This window comes from Streptosporangium sp. NPDC049376 (genome assembly GCF_044466505.1).
In the GTDB taxonomy this organism is placed as follows: Bacteria; Actinomycetota; Actinomycetes; order Streptosporangiales; family Streptosporangiaceae; genus Streptosporangium.
This window is the reverse complement of record NZ_JBITMT010000002.1, coordinates 42,511-61,844: the sequence shown is the minus strand read 5'-3', so window position 1 is coordinate 61,844 and position 19,334 is coordinate 42,511. Positions and strand designations below refer to the sequence as shown.

The 19,334-nt window shown below is 70.2% G+C and carries 18 protein-coding genes; 11 read left to right on the top strand and 7 right to left on the bottom strand.

Features of this window, described 5'->3' with window-relative positions; translation table 11 throughout:
• Positions 1–391 precede the first annotated feature (391 nt).
• Both ACIBVQ_RS05730 and ACIBVQ_RS05725 read right to left on the bottom strand, forming a co-directional pair.
• Complete coding sequence (locus tag ACIBVQ_RS05730) at positions 392–1,963, bottom strand: YifB family Mg chelatase-like AAA ATPase (RefSeq protein WP_399175895.1); 1,572 nt, start codon at positions 1,961–1,963, stop codon at positions 392–394.
• A gap of 33 nt (positions 1,964–1,996) precedes the next feature.
• Entirely contained in the window at positions 1,997–2,359 is a 363-nt protein-coding gene (locus ACIBVQ_RS05725; RefSeq protein WP_352009521.1) for a YraN family protein, read from the bottom strand.
• 194 nt (positions 2,360–2,553) lie between these two features.
• On the opposite strand from ACIBVQ_RS05725, the gene ACIBVQ_RS05720 reads away from it, so the two are divergent.
• Positions 2,554–3,921: a CoA transferase gene (locus ACIBVQ_RS05720; RefSeq protein ID WP_399175893.1), complete on the top strand. Its 1,368-nt coding sequence runs from the start codon at positions 2,554–2,556 to the stop codon at positions 3,919–3,921.
• Between the two features lie 98 nt (positions 3,922–4,019).
• The gene (locus ACIBVQ_RS05715; protein WP_362909727.1) at positions 4,020–5,366 is read left to right on the top strand and encodes an APC family permease; all 1,347 of its coding nucleotides are present in this window, start codon (positions 4,020–4,022) and stop codon (positions 5,364–5,366) included.
• Here the strand turns inward: ACIBVQ_RS05715 and ACIBVQ_RS05710 are convergent.
• On the bottom strand, positions 5,305–6,543 hold the full coding sequence (locus ACIBVQ_RS05710) for an MFS transporter (protein WP_399175890.1): 1,239 nt from the start codon (positions 6,541–6,543) through the stop codon (positions 5,305–5,307). The genes ACIBVQ_RS05715 and ACIBVQ_RS05710 overlap by 62 nt on opposite strands.
• Positions 6,544–6,655: 112 nt before the next feature.
• On the opposite strand from ACIBVQ_RS05710, the gene ACIBVQ_RS05705 reads away from it, so the two are divergent.
• From ACIBVQ_RS05705 to ACIBVQ_RS05680, 6 genes are all read left to right on the top strand, one after another.
• Positions 6,656–7,258, top strand: a complete 603-nt coding sequence (locus ACIBVQ_RS05705; RefSeq protein ID WP_352009517.1) for a winged helix-turn-helix domain-containing protein — start codon at positions 6,656–6,658, stop codon at positions 7,256–7,258.
• Between the two features lie 227 nt (positions 7,259–7,485).
• Entirely contained in the window at positions 7,486–8,388 is a 903-nt protein-coding gene (gene rpsB, locus ACIBVQ_RS05700; RefSeq protein WP_399175888.1) for a 30S ribosomal protein S2, read from the top strand.
• Positions 8,389–8,497: 109 nt separating this feature from the next.
• On the top strand, positions 8,498–9,331 hold the full coding sequence (gene tsf, locus ACIBVQ_RS05695) for a translation elongation factor Ts (RefSeq protein WP_352009515.1): 834 nt from the start codon (positions 8,498–8,500) through the stop codon (positions 9,329–9,331).
• A 125-nt stretch (positions 9,332–9,456) separates the two neighbouring features.
• Positions 9,457–10,155, top strand: a complete 699-nt coding sequence (pyrH, locus tag ACIBVQ_RS05690; RefSeq protein WP_386192836.1) for a UMP kinase — start codon at positions 9,457–9,459, stop codon at positions 10,153–10,155.
• Positions 10,156–10,460: 305 nt separating this feature from the next.
• Complete coding sequence (gene frr, locus ACIBVQ_RS05685) at positions 10,461–11,018, top strand: ribosome recycling factor (RefSeq protein WP_352009513.1); 558 nt, start codon at positions 10,461–10,463, stop codon at positions 11,016–11,018.
• Positions 11,019–11,086: 68 nt separating this feature from the next.
• The gene (locus ACIBVQ_RS05680) at positions 11,087–11,917 is read left to right on the top strand and encodes a phosphatidate cytidylyltransferase (protein WP_352009512.1); all 831 of its coding nucleotides are present in this window, start codon (positions 11,087–11,089) and stop codon (positions 11,915–11,917) included.
• A 3-nt stretch (positions 11,918–11,920) separates the two neighbouring features.
• Here the strand turns inward: ACIBVQ_RS05680 and ACIBVQ_RS05675 are convergent, their stop codons facing one another.
• A complete protein-coding gene (locus ACIBVQ_RS05675; protein WP_352009511.1) occupies positions 11,921–13,000 on the bottom strand; it encodes a suppressor of fused domain protein in 1,080 nt (359 codons plus the stop codon).
• Between the two features lie 75 nt (positions 13,001–13,075).
• On the opposite strand from ACIBVQ_RS05675, the gene rlmN reads away from it, so the two are divergent.
• Positions 13,076–14,206: a 23S rRNA (adenine(2503)-C(2))-methyltransferase RlmN gene (rlmN, locus tag ACIBVQ_RS05670; RefSeq protein ID WP_362909723.1), complete on the top strand. Its 1,131-nt coding sequence runs from the start codon at positions 13,076–13,078 to the stop codon at positions 14,204–14,206.
• 144 nt (positions 14,207–14,350) lie between these two features.
• On the opposite strand, the gene ACIBVQ_RS05665 is transcribed toward rlmN, so the two are convergent.
• The 3 genes from ACIBVQ_RS05665 to ACIBVQ_RS05655 form a co-directional block, all read right to left on the bottom strand.
• Positions 14,351–15,013, bottom strand: coding sequence for a hypothetical protein (locus tag ACIBVQ_RS05665; protein ID WP_352009509.1), 663 nt, complete (start codon positions 15,011–15,013; stop codon positions 14,351–14,353).
• Positions 15,014–15,107: 94 nt separating this feature from the next.
• Positions 15,108–15,818, bottom strand: coding sequence for an ATP-binding cassette domain-containing protein (locus ACIBVQ_RS05660; RefSeq protein WP_399175883.1), 711 nt, complete (start codon positions 15,816–15,818; stop codon positions 15,108–15,110).
• A gap of 178 nt (positions 15,819–15,996) precedes the next feature.
• Positions 15,997–16,491, bottom strand: coding sequence for an Lrp/AsnC family transcriptional regulator (locus ACIBVQ_RS05655; protein ID WP_352009507.1), 495 nt, complete (start codon positions 16,489–16,491; stop codon positions 15,997–15,999).
• Positions 16,492–16,688: 197 nt separating this feature from the next.
• Here ACIBVQ_RS05655 and ACIBVQ_RS05650 point away from each other — a divergent pair, with 197 nt between their 5' ends.
• Both ACIBVQ_RS05650 and ACIBVQ_RS05645 read left to right on the top strand, forming a co-directional pair.
• Positions 16,689–18,146 (top strand): gamma-aminobutyraldehyde dehydrogenase, encoded by a 1,458-nt coding sequence (locus ACIBVQ_RS05650; protein WP_386192824.1) that lies wholly within the window; start codon positions 16,689–16,691, stop codon positions 18,144–18,146.
• A gap of 26 nt (positions 18,147–18,172) precedes the next feature.
• Complete coding sequence (locus ACIBVQ_RS05645) at positions 18,173–19,327, top strand: ABC transporter ATP-binding protein (protein WP_362909716.1); 1,155 nt, start codon at positions 18,173–18,175, stop codon at positions 19,325–19,327.
• Positions 19,328–19,334 lie beyond the last annotated feature (7 nt).

The following is a 19,334-nucleotide window of genomic DNA, read 5'->3' as shown; positions in this document are numbered from 1 at the left end:
GTGGCGCGTGGCCGAGGAACGCCGCTCGCCCCAGGACGGACACCGTGGCCATCCGGCTCGAAGGCGGCCCCGAAGGTGGCCCCAAAGGTGGCATCGTCATCCTCTGTCTCGTTCGTCGGCGGCTTCCAGGCGAGGTGTCCGGCGGCGCCGGGTGGGTGGGCGGCGTGATCGTTCCGATCGCCGGAGACCGGCCGGACGGGGCGGGAAGGCCGTGTGCTCGGAGGGGCAGGACGGCAGGTGTCGGCGAACCAGCGGACGAGCTCCGGATCAGGACGGCCACGGCGGATCCGCCTGACAGCGGCCTCGGCGCCGATGGTGGCGACGAGACGGCCGACCACGGGGTCGCCGGGCTCCGCCACCCGCATCAGCGTGACCCGTGCGAGACGGTCGTTCATCGTGCCTCCCCAAGCCACAGGCCGAGCGCCGCGTTGGTCTCGGTGACCTCGGGCGCGTTCTTTCCCGCGAGATCGGCGAGCGTCCAGGCCACTCTGAGCGTTCGATCGAGCCCCCGGGCGCTCAGCTCTCCGCTGTCGAGACAGCGGAGCAGCGGGGCCATCGCCTTCGAAGCCGGACGGTAGCCGGTGTGCAGAGCCTGGGCCGACACCTCCGCGTTGCACCGCCACGGTGTGCCCGCGAACCGTTTCGCGGCCCGTTCGCGGGCGGCAAGGACCCGCTCGGCCACCACCCGGCTCGGCTCGATGAACCGGCGGTCGGCGAGAAGTTCACGGCGGCTGGACCGATGCAGTGCGATCTTGATGTCGACGCGGTCGAGCAGCGGGCCGGAGAGCCTGGAAAGGTAACGTCTGCGGGCCATCGGGGTGCAGCGACACGGGTCGGCGGGCCCCGAGGGACGCGCGCACGGACACTGGTTGGCCGCGAGAATCAGGATGAACCGCGCGGGAAACGTCACCGAGCCCATCGCCCTGGACACCGTCACCGTGCCGGACTCAAGCGGCTGCCTGAGGGAGTCGAGAACGGTCGCCGGGTATTCGGGGGCCTCGTCGAGGAAGAGGACCCCTCGGTGGGCGAGGGAGACCGCGCCCGGCCGGATCGCCCCGCTGCCTCCGCCGATGACGGCCGCCACGGTCGCGGTGTGGTGGGGCGCGACGAACGGCGGCCGGACCAGCAGGGGGCGATCCTCGGGCAGCGCCCCGGCGACGGAGTGGATGGCGGTCACCTCCAGGGCCTGCTCGCGCTCCAGATGGGGAAGCAGGGTGGGCAGGCGCTCGGCGAGCATCGTCTTGCCGGTGCCCGGCGGCCCCAGCATCCAGAGGTTGTGCCCACCTGCGGCGCAGACCTCAAGCGCGCGGCGGGCGAAGGGCTGACCGGCCACGTCGCCCATGTCGGGGGTGCCCGCTCTTCTCTCGGTGGTGGAGGAGGCCCACGGCCGTACGGACTCGCCGGTCTCGTCCGGGGCGGGGTCGGGGGTCGCGGGCACGGTGGTCTGGTCGTCGTCGCGCAACCAGTCGACCAGCCGGCTCAGGGTGGAGACGGGGACCACCGTCACACCGGGCACGAGCGCGGCCTCGGCGGCGTTGCGGGACGGGACGACGACGGTGCGGGCACCGGCCGCGGCGGCGGCCAGCACGGCGGGCAGCACCCCTCGCAGGGGTCTCAGCGAGCCGTCCAGGCCGAGCTCACCCAGGAAGAACGGGTCGGCGACCCGCGCCACGGGCACGACTCCGGCCGCGGCCAGCAACGCGACGGCGATGGCGAGGTCGAACATGCTGCCTCGTTTGGGGAGGCTGGCGGGGAACAGGCTGATGGTGATGCGGGCGTCCGGCCAGGTGTGGCGGCTGTTGACCACGGCGGAGCGGACCCGGTCGCGGGCCTCGCTGAGCGCGGTGTCCAGCATGCCGATGAGATGCGTGCCCGCGACGCCGCTGCCCACGTCGGCCTCCACGTCGACGGGATGACCGGTCACTCCGAGCAGGGCGACGCACCGGGTGCGCGCGACGGTCACTTCTCACACTCCCTGTGATGGTCTGAGGGACATTCAGCACATCCCTCGTTCGTGACGGATGGTGAAGGCCCCGGCGAACCGTTCGAGGGCGACGACGTCGACACGGATCGCGTCGAACCGTTCGGACGGGGCGCACCGCTCGTTCCGCCATTTGGCGATGAGCCTGCGCAGGCGGGCGACCTTCTCCTCGGTCACCGCCTCGAAGGCCGTGCCGTGGGTGCGCCCCGAACGGGTCTTCACCTCGACCGCGACGAGCGTGTGGTCCTCGCGGGCGACCACGTCGATCTCTCCGTCGGAACATCGCCAGTTGCGGTCGAGAACCCGCATGCCACGGGTCAGCAGGTAGGCGACGGCGAGTTGCTCGCCGTGCCTGCCGAGATCGTCCTTCGCGGCCATGGAAACCACCTCCGGTCCCAGACCTTCGCGCAGCTCGCCCCGCCCGCGAGGGACCGAATCCGGTTCTGTGGAAAACGGCACGCGGACCGGCCGGCCTGTGGAAAACCCATACGGGAGACGACCTCGGGTGGTGTCCAGAGCCAGAACCCGCCGAAGGCCCGCGGATGGAAAGGCGAAGTGCGAGGCTTCGTCGCATGTGTGAGGAGAGAGAAGAGGTCGTCGAGGACCTCGTGCGAAGGCTGGGCGCCGAGGTAGGGGTCGAACTGCCGCCTTTGCGGGTCACCGGCGCGGAGCCGGTGCTGCCGTCCGTCTTCCACGTCGACACGGCGGCCGCGGTCTCCGTCGGGGCCGCGACCGCCGCGGCGGCCGGTCTCGGGGGAGGAACGGGGGCGGAGGTGGACGTCCGCGAGGCGGCGGTCGCCTTCCTGGACGAGCGCCACTTCATGATCGACGGAGTTCGTCCCGCCGGGTGGGCGGCGCTTTCCGGCGACTACCGGACCGTTGACGGGTGGGTCCGGCTGCACTGCAACTTCGACCACCACAGGGACGCGGCGCTGGCCGCCCTCGGGTTGCCCGCCGGCGCGGACGGTGAGGCCGTCGCCAGGGCGTGCGCGGGCCGTACCGCCTTCGAGGTCGAGGAGGTGGTCACGGCCGAGGGGGGATGCGCGGCCATGATGCGCAGCCGTGCCGGGTGGCGGGCCCATCCGCAGAGGGCGGCGGTCGCGCGCTCGCCGCTCGTCGGCCTGACCAGGATCGGCGACGGGCCGGTACGGGCACCGGGCGGGAGGAGGGACAGGCCGCTGGACGGGGTGCGGGTGCTGGACCTGACACGGGTGATCGCCGGGCCGGTGGCCACCCGCACGCTCGCCGCCCACGGGGCGCGGGTGCTCAGGGTGGGGGCCGGGCACCTGCCGGAGGTGCCGGGGCTGGTGGTCGGCACCGCTTTCGGCAAGCGCTCCTGCCACCTCGACCTGAGGACCGCGCGGGGGGCGGCGGCGTTGCGTGACCTGGTCGCCGGGGCGGAGGTGTTCGTGCAGTCCTACCGGCCGGGCGCGCTGGAGGCGCTGGGCTTCGGTCCGGAGGAACTGGCCGGGATCAGGCCGGGCATCGTGTGCGTCGATCTCTCCGCCTACGGCGCGCACGGCCCGTGGGCGGGCAGGCGGGGTTTCGACAGTCTGGTCCAGATGGTGTGCGGCATCGCCCACGAGGGTGGCGGCGGGGCCGGGCCGCGCCCGCTTCCCGCCCAGGCGCTCGACCACGCCACGGGCTATCTGGCGGCCTTCGGCGCGATGGCCGCCCTGACGCGCCGTTCGCGGGAGGGAGGTTCCTGGCGGGTCGAGGTGTCGCTGGCCAGGACCGCGTTGTGGCTCGACTCGCTCGGCCGCGCCGAGGCGGAGAACGTCACAGGGAAGGGGCCGCGGGTCGCCGACCTGCTGAGCGAGATGGACAGCCCGTTCGGGAGGCTCACCTACGTCAGGGCGCCGGGGAGCGTCGACGGTGCCCGGCCGTACTGGACGAGCCCGCCACCGGGACAGGGGGAGCACCCGCCCGCCTGGTGGTGAGCGGCCCGATCCGGAACCTCCGGCGGCGACCCCGGATGACAACGCCGGATGAGGGGATGGTCCAGGGACGAGTGCATCCTGCGCGGGGGAGGGATGGCGTGGAGACACGGGCGAGGCTGCGCCGTACGCTCTCGGTCCGGGACCTGATCGTCTACGGACTGCTGTTCATCGGGCCGCTGGCCCCGGTCGGCGTGTTCGGGGTGCTCGACGCGAGGAGCGCGGGGGCGGTCGGGCTCGTCTACGTCATCGCCACGGTGGCCATGGCCTTCACCGCTCTGTCGTACGCCGAGATGTCACGGGTCGTGCCGCGGGCCGGATCGGTGTTCGCCTACGCCTCGGCGGGACTCGGTCAGGCGGCCGGGTTCCTCGCGGGCTGGTTGATCATGCTCGACTACCTGCTCATCCCCAGCGTGGCCTACCTGTTCTCCGGGATCGCGCTGCACGCGCTCTTTCCCGCCGTCCCCGCCTGGGCCTTCACCGCGCTGGCCTTCGCCGTGACCACCGCGCTCAACGTCTCGGGAGTACGGCTGGCCGCCCGGGTCGGCCTGGTCGTGCTGCTGGCCGAGATCGTGGTGCTGGCGATCTTCGTGGTGATGGCCGTGGCCGTGCTGGTCGCCGAGGGACCGGTCAGGCCGTGGGCGTCGCCTTTCACCGGAGTCGGCGGGACCACGACCACCCTGGTGATCGGGGCCGTCTCGGTCGCGGTGCTGTCCTTCCTGGGGTTCGACGCCATCGCCTCGTTCGCGGAGGAGACGACCGGTGACTCGCGCCAGGTCGGCAGGGCGGTGCTGCTCTGCCTGGGGGTCGCGGGGGCGCTGTTCGTGCTGCAGACCTTCCTGGCCGGCCTGCTGGCCCCGATGAGCCCGGCGGAGCTGGCCGCGGACCCCGCCACGCAGGGCACGGCCTTCTACGACGTGGTCGAGCGGTCGGTCGCCCCCTGGCTGGCGGGCCTGATGAAGGTGGCCAAGGCGGTCGGTCCCGCGTTCGCCGCGATGACCGCGGTGGCCGCGGCCGGGCGGCTGCTGTACGGCATGGCCAGGGACGGCGGCCTGCCCCGGGCGCTCTCGACGGTCGATCCGGGCTCCGGGACGCCACGGGCGGCGCTGCTCAGCGCGGGGGCGGTGACGCTGGTCGTCTCGGTCTGGGCGGCGAGCAGGCCGGACGGTCTTGACGTGCTGGTCTCGGTCGTGGACATCGGGGCGTTGGCGGCGTTCACGATGCTGCACGGCTCGGTGATCGGATACTTCAGGGTTCGCCGGGGGAGCCGTGACCTGTGGCGGCACCTGGTCGTGCCGGTCGCGGGCGGCCTCGTCGCGATCTGGATCATCATCCTGGCCGCTCCGCTCGCCAAGGTCGCCGGGCTCGTCTGGCTGGTCACCGGGGTCATCGTGTTCGCGGTGCGGAGGAACGGCCGAGGGGGGAGAGCCAGATCCACGGGATCGTGAGCGCGACCCCGGCCGCGCCGATCCACAGGACGGGGCGCAGCCCGAGCACTTGACCGAGCAGGCCGCCCGCGATGCCGCCGAGGGCCAGCACGCCCTGGACGGCGAAGGTGTTGGTCGCGTTGACCCGGCCCCGCAGGCTGGCGGGGGTCTCCCGCAGGACCACGGCGCCGAAGCAGACGGAGAAGGCGATGACGGCCGCACCGCTGACCAGCCCGCCGGCGGCCAGGGCCAGGAAGGCGGCCCACGTCGGCCCCGAGGCGGTCGCCGTGATCACGTAGTCGAGCGGGAAGGCGATGACGGCGCACGCGATCACCTGGTGCTCGCCGTACTTCGCGGTCAGGCGCGGGATGAGGGCCGTGGCCGCCAGGCCGCCGACACCGAAGCTGGCGGTGAGCAGGCCGATCAGCCCCACGGGCAGGTGAAGCTCGGCGAGCGCGTAGATCACGAACACCGCCGTGTAGGCGGCCCCGAAGAAGTTGATGACGACCCCGCAGCCGCAGAGCGTTCTGAGCACGGGGTTGCCGGTGACCGTTCGCAGACCCTCGTTGATCTCGGCCCACAGACCGCGCGGGGGAGCCGGAGTGTGGTCCTCGGGGGTCCTGATCGACCGGACGAGGAACGCCGAGGCCAGGAAGGAGAACGCGTCGGCGACGATCGCGAACGGCGCGGTGAACAACTGGACGAGTAGTCCGGCGAGGCCGGGGCCGCAGATGGAGGCGAGGGAGAAGACCGAGTGCAGGCCCGCGAGCGCCTCGGTCCGCTGCCTTTCGTCGACCACCACGGCCAGGTGGGGGAAGTTCGCCGCGCGGAAGAGCGTGGTGCCGGTGCCGACGACGAACGCCGCAGCGATCAGCCACGGCACCGTCAGCAGCCCGGCGAACCAGGCGAGAGGGATCGTGGCCATGGCCATCGCGGAGGCCGCCTCGCAGGCGACCATGACCGGCCTGTGCCTCCTGAGCCGGTCGGCGAGGGCCCCTGCCTGCAGCCCGAACATCAGGGAGGGCAGCGAGGAGGCGGCGGTGAGCAGGCCCATCTGGATCGGGGAGGCGCCGAGCAGGGCGGCGGCGGTCAGCGGCACGGCCAGCTTGGAGATCTCGGTGCCGATCTCGGAGACGGCGCGGGAGGACAGCAGCAACCGGTAGTCGCGTTGGGCGCGCAACGGAACGGTCTGGAGCACGGAGGACCACCTTCGGGGAGCAGGTGTGAAGGGAATGCTTCACAACTATGAAGGTAGTACTTCATAATTGTGAAGGCAATCCTTCACATCGAAGGGTGGGTACGGTTTGCACATGACCCAGGAACGTGAGCCGCTCACCGATCCCGTGGCGATGCGCGCCCTCGCCCACCCCGCGCGGCTGGCGATCCTGAACCGGCTCCAGGTCGAGGGGCCCGCCACCGCGACCGAGGTCGCCGAGGTCGTCGGGATCACCCCGAGCGCGGCCAGCTACCACCTGCGCATGCTCGCCAAGTACGGCTTCGCCGAGGACGCGCCGCCCAGGGGCGACGGCAGGGAACGGCTCTGGCGCAGCTCCTCCAAGAGGATGTCCGTCACCCGGAAGCCGGAGGACGGTCCCGAGGTGCGAACGGCCAAGGACCTGCTGATCAAGGTCATGCGCGACCAGGCCGCCGAGGAGGCCGCCCGCGCCCTGGCGGCACTGGACCGGGAGCCCAGGCACTGGCTTGAGGCGACGGCGTTCTCCCGCACGATCCTGCTGGTCGACTCGGAGGAGCTGGGGGATCTCAACCGGCGGATCGACGAGCTGCTCGCCCCCTACCGGCTCACCGCGCGCAGCCGGGACGAGGCCCCCGCGGACGCCAGGGTCGCCGAGGCACAGGTCAACCTCTTCCCCAGGGCCGTACGGCGGCCGCACGGCCTTCCCCGCGACGCGTGAGGGGCCGCCGACGCGCCGAGGTCAGCGGGATGCCCGGCTGAGGGTACAATTTTCGATGGCCTGTGTCTCACGGGCCGACTTCGCATGCCCCATCAGGAACCACATCCATCGGTCCGGGTGAGAACCCGGCTGGAGGCGGTTCGGAGCATCAGGGCGACGGTCGCGGACCGTCGCGTCAACCGAGAACAGCGCCCAGAGATGGGCGCTCCGACCTGGAGGACAATCACATGTCCACCCCCGTCGTCACCATGCGGCAGCTGCTTGAGAGCGGCGTCCACTTCGGTCACCAGACCCGTCGCTGGAACCCGAAGATGAAGCGCTTCATCTTCACCGAGCGCAACGGCATCTACATCATCGACCTGCAGAAGTCGCTGTCCTACATCGACAGGGCCTACGACTTCGTCAAGGAGACCGTCGCGCACGGCGGCACGATCATGTTCATCGGCACGAAGAAGCAGGCGCAGGAGGCCATCGCCGAGCAGGCCGCCCGCGTCGGCATGCCGTACGTCAACCAGCGCTGGCTGGGTGGCATGCTCACCAACTTCTCCACCGTGCACAAGAGGCTCCAGCGTCTGAAGGAGCTTGAGGAGCTCGACTTCGACAACGTCGCGGGCTCGGGGCTCACCAAGAAGGAGCTCCTCATGCGCCGCCGTGAGAAGGAGAAGCTGGAGCGCACCCTCGGCGGTATCCGTGACATGTCCCGCGTGCCCAGCGCGGTGTGGGTCGTGGACACCAAGAAGGAGCACATCGGGATCAGCGAGGCCCGCAAGCTCAACATCCCGGTCGTCGCGATCCTCGACACCAACTGCGACCCGGACGAGGTCGACTACCCGATCCCGGGTAACGACGACGCCATCCGCGCCGTCGGTCTGCTGACCCGCGTCGTCGCCGACGCCGTCGCCGCCGGCCTCATGGCCCGCGCGGGCGCCAACCGCGGTGACGACAAGCCGGCCGTCGCCGGTGGCGCCGAGCCGCTGGCCGAGTGGGAGCAGGAGCTGCTCGCGGGCGCCGAGGCCACCGCCGCGACCGAGGCCGCCCCGGCCGCTGAGGTCGCCGAGACCGCCGAGGCCACCGAGGCTGAGGCCGAGGCCGCCGCCCCGGCCGCCGAGGACGCCGACAAGCAGGCCTAGGCCCACCTCGTACGGCCCGGCCGTACGACCCGCAAGGCTCTTTCACGGGTGGGTGCGCCAGCGCGGGGCACCCACCCGATCCACGACGATTCCCACGAGGAAGAAGACAATGGCTTCCGTGAACATGGCCGACGTCAAGCGGCTTCGTGAGCTGACCGCCGCCGGCATGATGGACTGCAAGAAGGCTCTTGAGGAGTCCGAGGGCGACTTCGACCGCGCCGTCGAGCTCCTGCGTCTCAAGGGCGCCAAGGACGTCGGCAAGCGCGAGGCCCGCACCGCCTCCAACGGCCTGATCGCCCTCAAGCAGGACGGCGACTCCTCCGCCGCGCTGCTCGAACTCAACTGCGAGACCGACTTCGTCGCCAAGGGCGAGCGCTTCCAGGAGCTCGCGGCCCAGGTCGTCGAGCACATCCTGGCCACCAAGCCGGCCGACGTGCCCGCCCTGCTCGACTCCGAGCTCGGTGGCAAGTCCGTCAAGGAGCAGCTGGACGAGGCCAACGCCGCGCTCGGCGAGAAGATCGAGATCCGTAGGTTCGCGGTCCTTGAGGGCGGCTTCATCGGCGCCTACATGCACAAGACCGACCCGCAGCTGCCCCCGGCGGTCGGCGTGCTGGTCCAGCTCGACACGGCCAACGCCGAGGTCGCCAAGGACATCGCGCAGCACGCCGCCGCGATGGCTCCGAAGTACCTCGACTCCGCCGCGGTCCCCGCGGACGTCATCGAGAAGGAGCGCGCGCTCTTCGAGGAGATGACCCGCGAGGAGGGCAAGCCCGAGGCCGCCATCGGCAAGATCGTCGACGGCCGCATCAACGGCTGGTACAAGGACTTCACCCTGCTTGAGCAGGCTTTCGTCAAGGACAACAAGAAGTCCGTCGGCAAGTTCGCCACCGAGAACGGCGTTCAGGTCCAGGCCTTCGTCCGCTACAAGGTGGGCCAGGCTTAGGCTTGACCCAGCTTCTCTCACCAGAGCGTTAGAACAACGAGGAGGCCGCCGCCGTGCAGGAGAAATCAGACCCCGCTACGTCGGCGGTTTCGTCGTACGCGGGCCCGCTTCGCTGGAAACGCGTCATGTTGAAACTCTCCGGTGAGGCGTTCGCCGGGGGCGAGCCGCTGGGCATCGACCCCCGCGTCGTCGGGCAGCTGGCCGACTCGATCGCCGAGGCGGTCCGCGAGGGCGTCCAGGTCTCGGTCGTGGTCGGCGGCGGCAACATGTTCCGCGGCGCGGCGATGTCCGAGCGCGGCATGGACCGGGCCAGGGCCGACTACATGGGCATGCTCGGCACGGTCATCAACTGCCTGGCCCTCCAGGACTTCCTGGAGAAGCGCGGCATCGACACCCGCGTTCAGACGGCGATCACCATGCAGCAGGTCGCCGAGCCCTTCCTGCCCCGTCGCGCCATCCGCCACCTGGAGAAGGGGCGCGTGGTGATCTTCGGGGCCGGGCTCGGCTCGCCGTTCTTCTCGACCGACACCTGCGCCGCCCAGCGCGCGCTTGAGGTCGGCGCCCAGGCACTGCTCAAGGGAACCCAGGTGGACGGCGTCTACGACGCCGACCCCAGGAAGAACCCCGACGCCGTCAGGTTCGACCACCTCGAATATGGTGAGGTGCTGACCCGCGGTCTCGGTGTCATGGACGCCACCGCCATCAGCCTCTGCATGGACAACGGCCTGCCCATCGTGGTCTTCGACCTCATGGGCGAGGGCAACATCCTGCGGGCCGTACGCGGTGAGAAGATCGGCACGCTGGTGAGCCCGGCAGGGAAATAGGGAACGAGCCTGACGGAGCGAGCGGAGCGGTGGGCGACGTAGGAGTCTCCCGCGAGGTGAGTGAGTCGGGTGAGTGACCTGGAGGTAGGGAACGAGCCTGACGGAGCGAGCGGAGCGGTGGGCGACGTAGGAGTCTCCCGTGAAGTGAGTGAGTCGGGTCGGTGACCCGGAAGACGGGGAGCGAGCCTGACCGCGGTGAGCGGAGCGGAAGGCGGCACCGGCCATATGGAGGGACCCCTCCGGATGGTACGGCGTTCCGCGAAGCGGGTGTGGAATGGTGAGTGACCGAGAAGGCAGGAGCCGCTGTGATTGACGAAACTCTCTTCGAAGCCGAAGAAAAGATGGAGAAGGCCGTGGCCGTGGCGAAGGACGACTTCGCCGGCATCCGCACGGGCCGGGTCACCCCGTCGATGTTCAACAAGATCAGCGCTGAGTACTACGGCGCCCTCACGCCCATTCAGCAGCTGGCCTCGTTCCACGTCCCCGAGGCCCGTATGGTCGTGATCCAGCCCTTCGACAAGGGCTCGATGGCGGCGATCGAGAAGGCGATCCGCAACTCCGACCTCGGCGTCAACCCGGGCAACGACGGTCAGGTCATCCGGGTGGCCTTCCCCGAGCTCTCCGAGGAGCGCCGCAAGGAGTACATCAAGGTCGCCCGCACCAAGGCGGAGCAGTCCCGGGTGTCCGTCCGCAACATCCGCCGTCACGCCAAGGAGACCCTCGACAAGATGGTCAAGGACGGCGACGCGGGCGAGGACGAGGTGCGTCGCGCCGAGAAGGAGCTCGACGACCTCACCCAGAGGCACGTCGCCAAGATCGACGAGCTGCTCAAACACAAGGAAGCCGAGCTGCTCGAAGTCTGAGCCTGTGATCCTTGTCCCGCCCGGCCTTCCGCGCGGGACAAGGATTTTTCGCATGAGAGTAGGGCCTCGTGGAACCTGCGACGGGCGGTAGCCGTACCGGCCGGAATCTCCCCGTCGCGATCGCGGTGGGTGCCGGTCTGGGAGCGGTCATCATCGCCTCCCTCTATTTCGTCGAGTGGCTCTTCCTCGCCGTGGTGATCGCGGCGGTGGGCATCGGCGTGACGGAGCTCGTCAAGTCGTTCGCGGCCAGGGACATCAACGTCCCGGTGGTCCCGGTTCTGGCCGGGATGGCCATCATGGTCTGCGGCGCCTACTGGGGCGGCAGGGACGGGCCCGCGTGGCTCGTCGGCGCCTTCGCGATGACCGTGCTCGTGCTGATGATCTGGCGGATGTTCCAGGGCACGGAGGGCTACGTCCGCGACATCTCCGCGACCCTGCTGGTGACCGTCTACCCGTCGTTGCTGGCCGGGTTCGTCGGGCTTCTGCTCGCCGATGACCAGGGGCCGGACCGGGTGGTCGTCTTCGTCGCGACCACGGCCGCCAGCGACATCGGCGGCTACTTCGCGGGCATCCTGTTCGGCAGGCACAAGATGTCGCCGCGGATCAGCCCGAAGAAGACCTGGGAGGGGCTGGCAGGCTCCGCACTGGCCTGCATGGCCGTCGGCGGCTGGCTGGTCGCGTGGCTGCTCGGCGACGCCGTGTGGAAGGGCGTGCTGATCGGCGCGGTCGCGGTCGCCTTCGCCACGCTGGGAGACCTCGTCGAGTCGGTGATCAAGCGGGACCTCGGCGTCAAGGACATGGGCAGCGTCCTGCCCGGTCACGGTGGCCTGATGGACCGCCTCGACTCGCTGCTGGCCGCGTTGATCCCGATCTGGGCGCTGCTGACGCTGCTGGTGTGAGCCTCAGGTCCCGGTGATCCGGGCCGAGGAGAGGCGGGGCAGGAGCGCCCGGTGGCCCTCCTCGCCGACCAGGTCGAGCTCCTCGGCGGTGATCGGGACCAGCCACAGCCACTCGACGTCGTCCCCGCCGAAGGCGAAACCCGACAGGTCGGGCAGGCCGGGCAGGCCGCTCAGCATGATGACGCCCCCATAGGGGGAGCCGAGCGGAAACGTCTCGGGGCGGTGGTACCACCTGGCGGTGTGGCCGTGTCCCAGCCAGGTGACCGAGTGCCAGGGATACTGGGCAAGCCACAGGAAGAGCCTGGCGGCCTCACGCGGGTCGCCGGGGGTGGCGACGGCGAGTTCGATCCTGGTGCGGGCCTGGGGCCGTTCGACGTACTGCTCGACGGTCGGCATCGGCTGGCAGCTCATTCCGACCGTGGACAGGACGGTGTACTCGCGTTGACCCTCGGGGGGCCGTTCCGTGATGCCGACCGTCGGCAGCCGGTCGCCTCCGGCGTCCCAGAACCTGCCCGCCGTTCCCACCGTCCTGTCCAGGTGGCCCATCACGAACTGCTGGAACGTCGCCCAGGCTCCCTCACCCGTCCGCCAGTCCCAGTAGGCGCGGGCCCTGGCCAGCCTGGGGGCCAGCCCCTCCAGGGCCTCCTCAAGCGACCAGGCGAACGGGAACTCTCCGACGGCGTCGAAGGAGTAGCCCGGCATGCCGCGGCTCATGTCGGCCCAGCCAGGAATGACCGCCAGCAACTCGTCGTTCTCGTACAGGGCGACGCCGTCGCCCTCCTCGAACCACAGTGCCCGCAACCTGCCCAGCGGTGCCCTGCCGTCGGGGTGCCCGGTGTTCGCCCTGGGCGCCACCGGGGGAAGCCCGGATTCGGGACGGGACGGGTCGAAGGCCTCGGGGGCGCGGCCGTGGTTGGCCAGCCACACCGCTCCGTGAACCGTGCCGTGAGGCCCGCGCAGGTAAGCTACCGAGGAGGTCTCGTCGCGTTCGACCACCAGGGTGCGGCTCCCGTAGGGATTGACGTCGGTGAACACGACCTCGACGTCGTCTCCCCGCTCGCCCGTGGAGCGGATTGTCGCCATACCTCCGGACTCTAGATCAGGGGCGAGCACCGCTTCCGAAGTATTCGCGTAACCGTCGAGAGAAGGCTTTGCACCGTGTCCACTGCCAGCCAGAGCCAGAGCCGGACTCCCGCCCCCGGTCAGCTCACCTTCGTGGCGCCCCGCAGGGCGAAGCCCGCCCGTCACCTGGCCGATCTGACCATGGCCGAGCGCAAGGCCGCGGTCACGGAGCTCGGTGAGAAGGCGTTCCGCGCGGACCAGCTCTCCCGGCACTACTTCGAGAAGCTCAACGGCGACCCGGCCCTCATGACGGACCTGCCCGCAGCGGCCAGGGAGAAGCTCGCCACCGCGCTGTTCCCGAAGCTGCTGACGTCGGTCAGGGAGCTGACGACCGACAGGGGCACGACCCGTAAGACGCTGTGGCGGCTGTTCGACGGCGCGCTGGTCGAGTCCGTCCTGATGCGCTACCCGGACCGGACGACCATCTGTGTCTCCTCTCAGGCGGGCTGCGGGATGAACTGCCCGTTCTGCGCGACGGGCCAGGCGGGCCTGACCCGAAACATGTCCACCGCCGAGATCGTCGAGCAGGTGGTTGCGGGAGCCAGGGCTCTCGCCTCCGGTGAGGTCCCGGGAGGGCCGGGCCGGATCAGCAACGTCGTCTTCATGGGCATGGGCGAGCCGCTGGCCAACTACAAGGCCGTGATCGGGGCCGTGCGCAGGCTGGTCGAGCCCGCCCCCTCGGGGCTGGGCATCTCGGCGCGCGGGGTCACGGTCTCGACCGTCGGCCTGGTTCCGGCGATCGGCAAGCTCGCCGAGGAGGGGCTGCCGGTGACGCTGGCGCTGTCGCTGCACGCCCCGGACGACGAACTGCGCGACACCCTGGTGCCGATCAACACCCGCTGGAAGGTGGCCGAGGTCCTCGACGCCGCCTGGAAGTACGCGGCCAGGACCAAGCGCCGGGTCTCGATCGAGTACGCCCTGATCAAGGACATCAACGACCAGGAGTGGCGGGCCGACCTGCTCGGCAAGCTGGTCAGGAACAAGCTCGTGCACGTCAACCTGATCCCGCTCAACCCCACCCCGGGCTCGAAGTGGACCGCCTCCCGCCCGGAGGACGAGCAGGCCTTCGTCCGCCGCCTGGAGTTCCACGGCGTCCCGGTGACGGTCCGCGACACCAGGGGCCGCGAGATCGACGGTGCCTGCGGCCAACTCGCCGCCGCCGAATAGCCCCGAACAGCCCCGGCAACCCCCAGGCCCTACGGCCGGCCCCCCGGCCGCCGCCCGTCGTGCCGACCCGTCCCCGCACCCGGCGCCCCCCGCCGCACCCGGTCCTCGCCGTCACGCCTTGACACGGGCCAAGGGCGGCGTCCGTCAGGGGCGGGAGCGGCGCAGTCTGAGGTAGGCCAGCACGCCCGCCGCGGACCACAGGAGCGTCGCGGTGGCGATCGGGAGCAGGACCTCGTCGAGCCTGCCCGAGTTGGTCGCCCGCATCCACGGCATGATCGGCACCAGGAAGGACCCGATCGGGGTGAGGCTGAGCAGCAGCATGGCCGTGTAGCCGCCGAACAGGGCCACCAGGGAGGTGGCGGGGGAGGGCAGGATCGGGGCGCTGGCGAGCGCGCCGAGCGCGGTGCCGACGCACACCCCGAGCAGGTGGAGCCCGACGCCGCGCGCCAGGTCGCCCGGCGCGGGCAGGACGCCGAAGCGGATGATCAGGGGGGCCACGATCGCGACCGCCGCCAGGCCGAGGTTGACGGCGAAGGCGGCGACCAGGCCAGAGGTGACCTCCCGGCCGGGGTTTCCCGCCGCCGTCATCGAGATCAGCCGCTGGGTCGGCGGCTCGGTGTCGAGCAGGCTCCTGGCGGCCCAGGCGAAGACGACGATGAGCAGCGCGGCCGAGTCGCTGTAGCCCTCAAGGGCGGGTCCCGGCGACGAGTAGAAGATCGCCAGCATCGCGAACAGGGCGATCACCGGCTGGAGCAGGCGGTGCGACCGGGTGTAGGCGGCCAGCTTGAAACGGACGAGGGGGATCATCTGGCCTTCCTGGGCGTTGCGGCCGCCTTCGGATGGGGGAGGGCGCCGTAGGGAGTGATCTGCCTGACGCCGGGAAGGCGTGACGCGGAGGGGGTCACAGGGCCCGCCTGGTCGTGTAGCCGTCGGCGTGGAGCTTCTGCTCGACCTCGTCGGCCTCCGCGGCGTCGACGAGCACCTCGATCACGACCTGCTTGGGGCGCTCTCCCGCCTGGGTGGTCACCGTACCGCTCGCGACCAGCCAGTGGTCGGCGCCGGGGAAGTTCTCCAGCTGGTTCTGGTGGTCGCTCACCACGACCGTCCCGCCGTTGGCGGCGATCTCGCCGATCATGGCGGGCAGTTCGCCCCGGGTGTGCGCGTCGAGCCCGGCGAAGGGCTCGTCCAGGATGAGCAGGTCCGGCGGGTCCAGCAGCGACTGGATGAGCCCGATCTTCTGGGCGCTGCCCTTCGACAGGTCGCCGAGCGGCTGTTCGAGCAGGTGGGTCGCCTCAAGCCGGTCGGCGAGGCGTCCTATGGCGTCGGGGGAGACCCCCCGGATCTCGGCCATGTGGGTCAGGTAGGCGGTGACGGTGAACGGCTGGCCGATGGGGAAGACGTCGGGGGCGTAGCCGACGACGCGGGGCCGTTGGGCGACGGTGCCCTTGGAGGGCGGGACGATCCCGGCCAGCAGGCGCAGCAGGGTGGACTTGCCGGCTCCGTTCTTGCCGGTGACCTCGATGACGGAGCCGGGCCGTAGCGTGAGGTCGATGTCCCGCAGCACCCACGGACCGCGTCGCGAGTATCTGAAGAACACCTTGGAGAGTCGCATGCCTGGTACCACTTTCGTGATCACCCGTTTCCGTCGCTGAGGCGCGCGTGTGGTCGCGGGGAAACGCTAGCAATTAGGAAATAAAGTTAACAGAAAGCGTGCCGCCCCAGGAGGCCGGTGGGTCCCCCAAGGAATGTCCCAGAAGGGTAGTGGGCTTCCCGAGAAGCGCTCCAAGGGGTCAGCGGGTGCCCCAGGAGTAGGTCTGTTTGTGGAGTTTGAGGAAGACGAACGTCTCCGTGCCGCGGACCGCGGGAATGGCGCGGATCTTGCCCAGGATCTCCAGCAGGTGCTGGTCGCTCTCGCAGACCGCCTCGACCATGATGTCCATCGCGCCCGCGGTCAGCACGACGTAGTCGAGCTCGGCGATGAGGGACAGCTCCTGGGCCACCGCCTCCAGGTCGCCCTCGCACTTGATGCCGATCAGGGCCTGGCGGGAGAAGCCGAGGGTCAGCGGGTCGGTGACCGCGACGATCTGCATGACACCACCGTCGATCAGGCGCTGGACCCGCTGGCGCACCGCGGCCTCGGACAGGCCGACCGCCTTGCCGATCGCCGCGTACGGCTTGCGCCCGTCCGCCTGTAACTGCTCGATGATCTTCTTTGAGATCTCGTCGAGGACGACGGTGCCGGGTCTGGCGTCGTTCTCGCGGCGTGCCTTGGACGGGGTCGTCATGCGCGCTCCCTGAGACGTCCTGATGCGTGTGTGTCGCCGGTGTTCTCGCGGCTCTGGTGCGACATCGTGTCAGTTATTACGTCTCTGTCAAGCGATTTCGTAGCAATTTGATATCTTAACAACGAAATCCCTTGTCGAGGGTCTTCTCCTCTGTAAGAGTCTCGACGACTCAGCTCGAAAGAACTAGGAGGTCAACGGTGACCACCCCGGTTGAGAACCGTGAATCCGCCCGGCTGCGCAACTACGTCGACGGTGAGCTCGTGGACGCCAGAAGCGGCAGGTTCTCCGACGTCATCGACCCCTGCACCGGGGAAGCCTACCTTCAGGCCCCGGTCTCCGGAGCCGAGGACGTCGACGCCGCCTACGCCGCCGCGACCGCCGCCTTCGAGTCGTGGAGCCAGACCACCCCGGGTGAGCGCGCCGGTCTGCTGCTGAAGGTCGCCGACGCGATCGAGGCCAGGGCGGATGAGCTGAACGAGGCCGAGTGCCGCAACACCGGCAAGCCGCTCGCCCGCATGGCCGAGGACGAGACCCCGGTGGCCGCCGACCACTTCCGGTTCTTCGCGGGCGCCGCGCGCACGCTTGAGGGGCCGACGTCGGGTGAGTTCCTCGCCGACCACACCTCCGTGATCAGGCACGAGCCGATCGGCGTCGTCGGCCAGGTCACGCCGTGGAACTACCCGCTGATGATGGCGGTGTGGAAGATCGCCCCCGCGCTCGCCGCGGGTAACACCGTGGTGCTCAAGCCCTCCGACACCACCCCGGTCTCCACCGTCAAGCTCGCCGAGATCATCGGTGAGATCCTGCCGAAGGGCGTCTTCAACGTCGTCGTCGGCGACCGCGAGACCGGCGCGCTGGTCGTCGGCCACCCGTCGGCCCAGATGGTCGCGATCACCGGCTCCGTCGGCGCGGGCATGGCCGTGGCCAGGTCGGCGGCCGACGACCTCAAGCGCGTCCACCTCGAACTGGGCGGCAAGGCCCCCGTGGTGGTCTTCGACGACGTCAAGGACCTCAAGGCGGCCGCCGAGGCCATCGCGACCGCCGGGCTGTACAACGCGGGTCAGGACTGCACCGCGGCCTGCCGGGTGCTGGTCCAGGAGGACGTCCATGACGCCTTCGTCGCCGCGCTCACCGAGGCCGCGGCCGCGACCGTCACCGGTGACCTGTCCGTCGAGGACGCCCTGTACGGCCCGCTCAACAACGCCGCCCAGCTGGAGCGGGTCGCGGGCTTCCTTGAGCGCGTCCCCGGGCACGCCAAGGTGCTGACCGGCGGCGAGCGGGTCGGCGAGCGGGGCTACTTCTTCGCCCCGACCGTCGTCGACGGCCTGCGCCAGGACGACGAGATGGTGCAGAACGAGGTCTTCGGCCCGGTCATCACGGTGCAGACCTTCTCCGACGAGGCCGACGCGGTCGCCAAGGCCAACGGTGTCAGGTACGGCCTGTCCAGCTCGGTCTGGACCTCCGACCACGGCCGGGCGATGCGGGTCTCCAGGAGGCTGGACTTCGGCGTCGTGTGGGTCAACACCCACATCCCGTTCGTCTCGGAGATGCCGCACGGAGGGTTCAAGCACTCCGGATACGGTAAGGACCTGTCGGTTTTCGGCCTTCACGACTACCTTCGCGTAAAGCACGTCATGCACTACATCGGCGAGTAGCCGCAGACAGAGAGATTAAGCCTGGTATGACCGAAATCCAGGCGGGCTCAGAAGAGGAGGGGGCGGTTGCGGCCGTCCCCTCCTCCCCCCAGGTGCCCGCCATCGAGCTCTCCGGAGTCGTCAAGGAGTACCTCGCCCAGGGTGAGGTCGTCCAGGCGGTCAAAGGGGTCACACTGAGCATCGCCGGAGGCGAGTTCTTCTCCCTCCTGGGGCCCTCGGGCTGCGGCAAGACGACGACCATGCGGATGATCGCCGGGTTCGAGGACCCCTCGCGCGGCACGGTCAGGCTGCACGGCCAGGACGTCACCGGGGTCCCGCCGAACAGGCGCGATGTGAACATGGTCTTCCAGTCCTACGCGCTGTTCCCGCACATGAACGTCTGGGAGAACGTCGCCTTCGGCCTGCGGCGCAGGAAGGTCGCCGAGGCCGAGATCAAACGGCGCGTCGGGGAGATGCTGGAGATCGTCGACCTCACCGGGCGGGAGAAGCGCCGCCCCAGGGAGATGTCCGGCGGCCAGCAGCAGCGCGTCGCCCTGGCCCGCGCCCTGGTCAACAACCCCCGCGCGCTCCTGCTCGACGAGCCGCTCGGCGCGCTGGACCTCAAGCTCCGCCAGGCCATGCAGATCGAGCTCAAGCGCATCCAGCGCGAGGTCGGCATCACCTTCGTCTACGTCACCCACGACCAGAGCGAGGCGCTCACCATGAGCGACCGCATCGCCGTCATGAACGACGGCCTGGTCGAGCAGCTCGCCCCGCCCCGTGAGATCTACGAGCGTCCGGCCACCGCGTTCGTCGCGGGCTTCATCGGCACCTCCAACCTCCTCGACGGCGTCGTCGAGGAGACGGGCGCCGGGCGGGCCGTCCTGCGGGCGGGACACGGAGGGCGCGTCCTGGTCGAGGGGGACGCCCACGTCACGGGGGACCGCGTCGCGGTCACCGTGCGCCCGGAGAAGATCACGATCTCCGCCGGGGAGCCGGAGGGCGACCTCAGCGCGGTGCGCGGCACCGTCTCCGAGGTCGTCTACCTGGGGCTCTACAACAGCTACACGGTGCGCCTCGCCGACGGCGCCGAGATCACCGTCTTCCAGCAGAACGCGCTCGACAGCACGAGCACGGCCGAGCGTGGCGAGGCCGTCTGGTTGTCGTGGCAGGCACGCCACTCGTACGTGATCGGAAGTTGACGTTGAC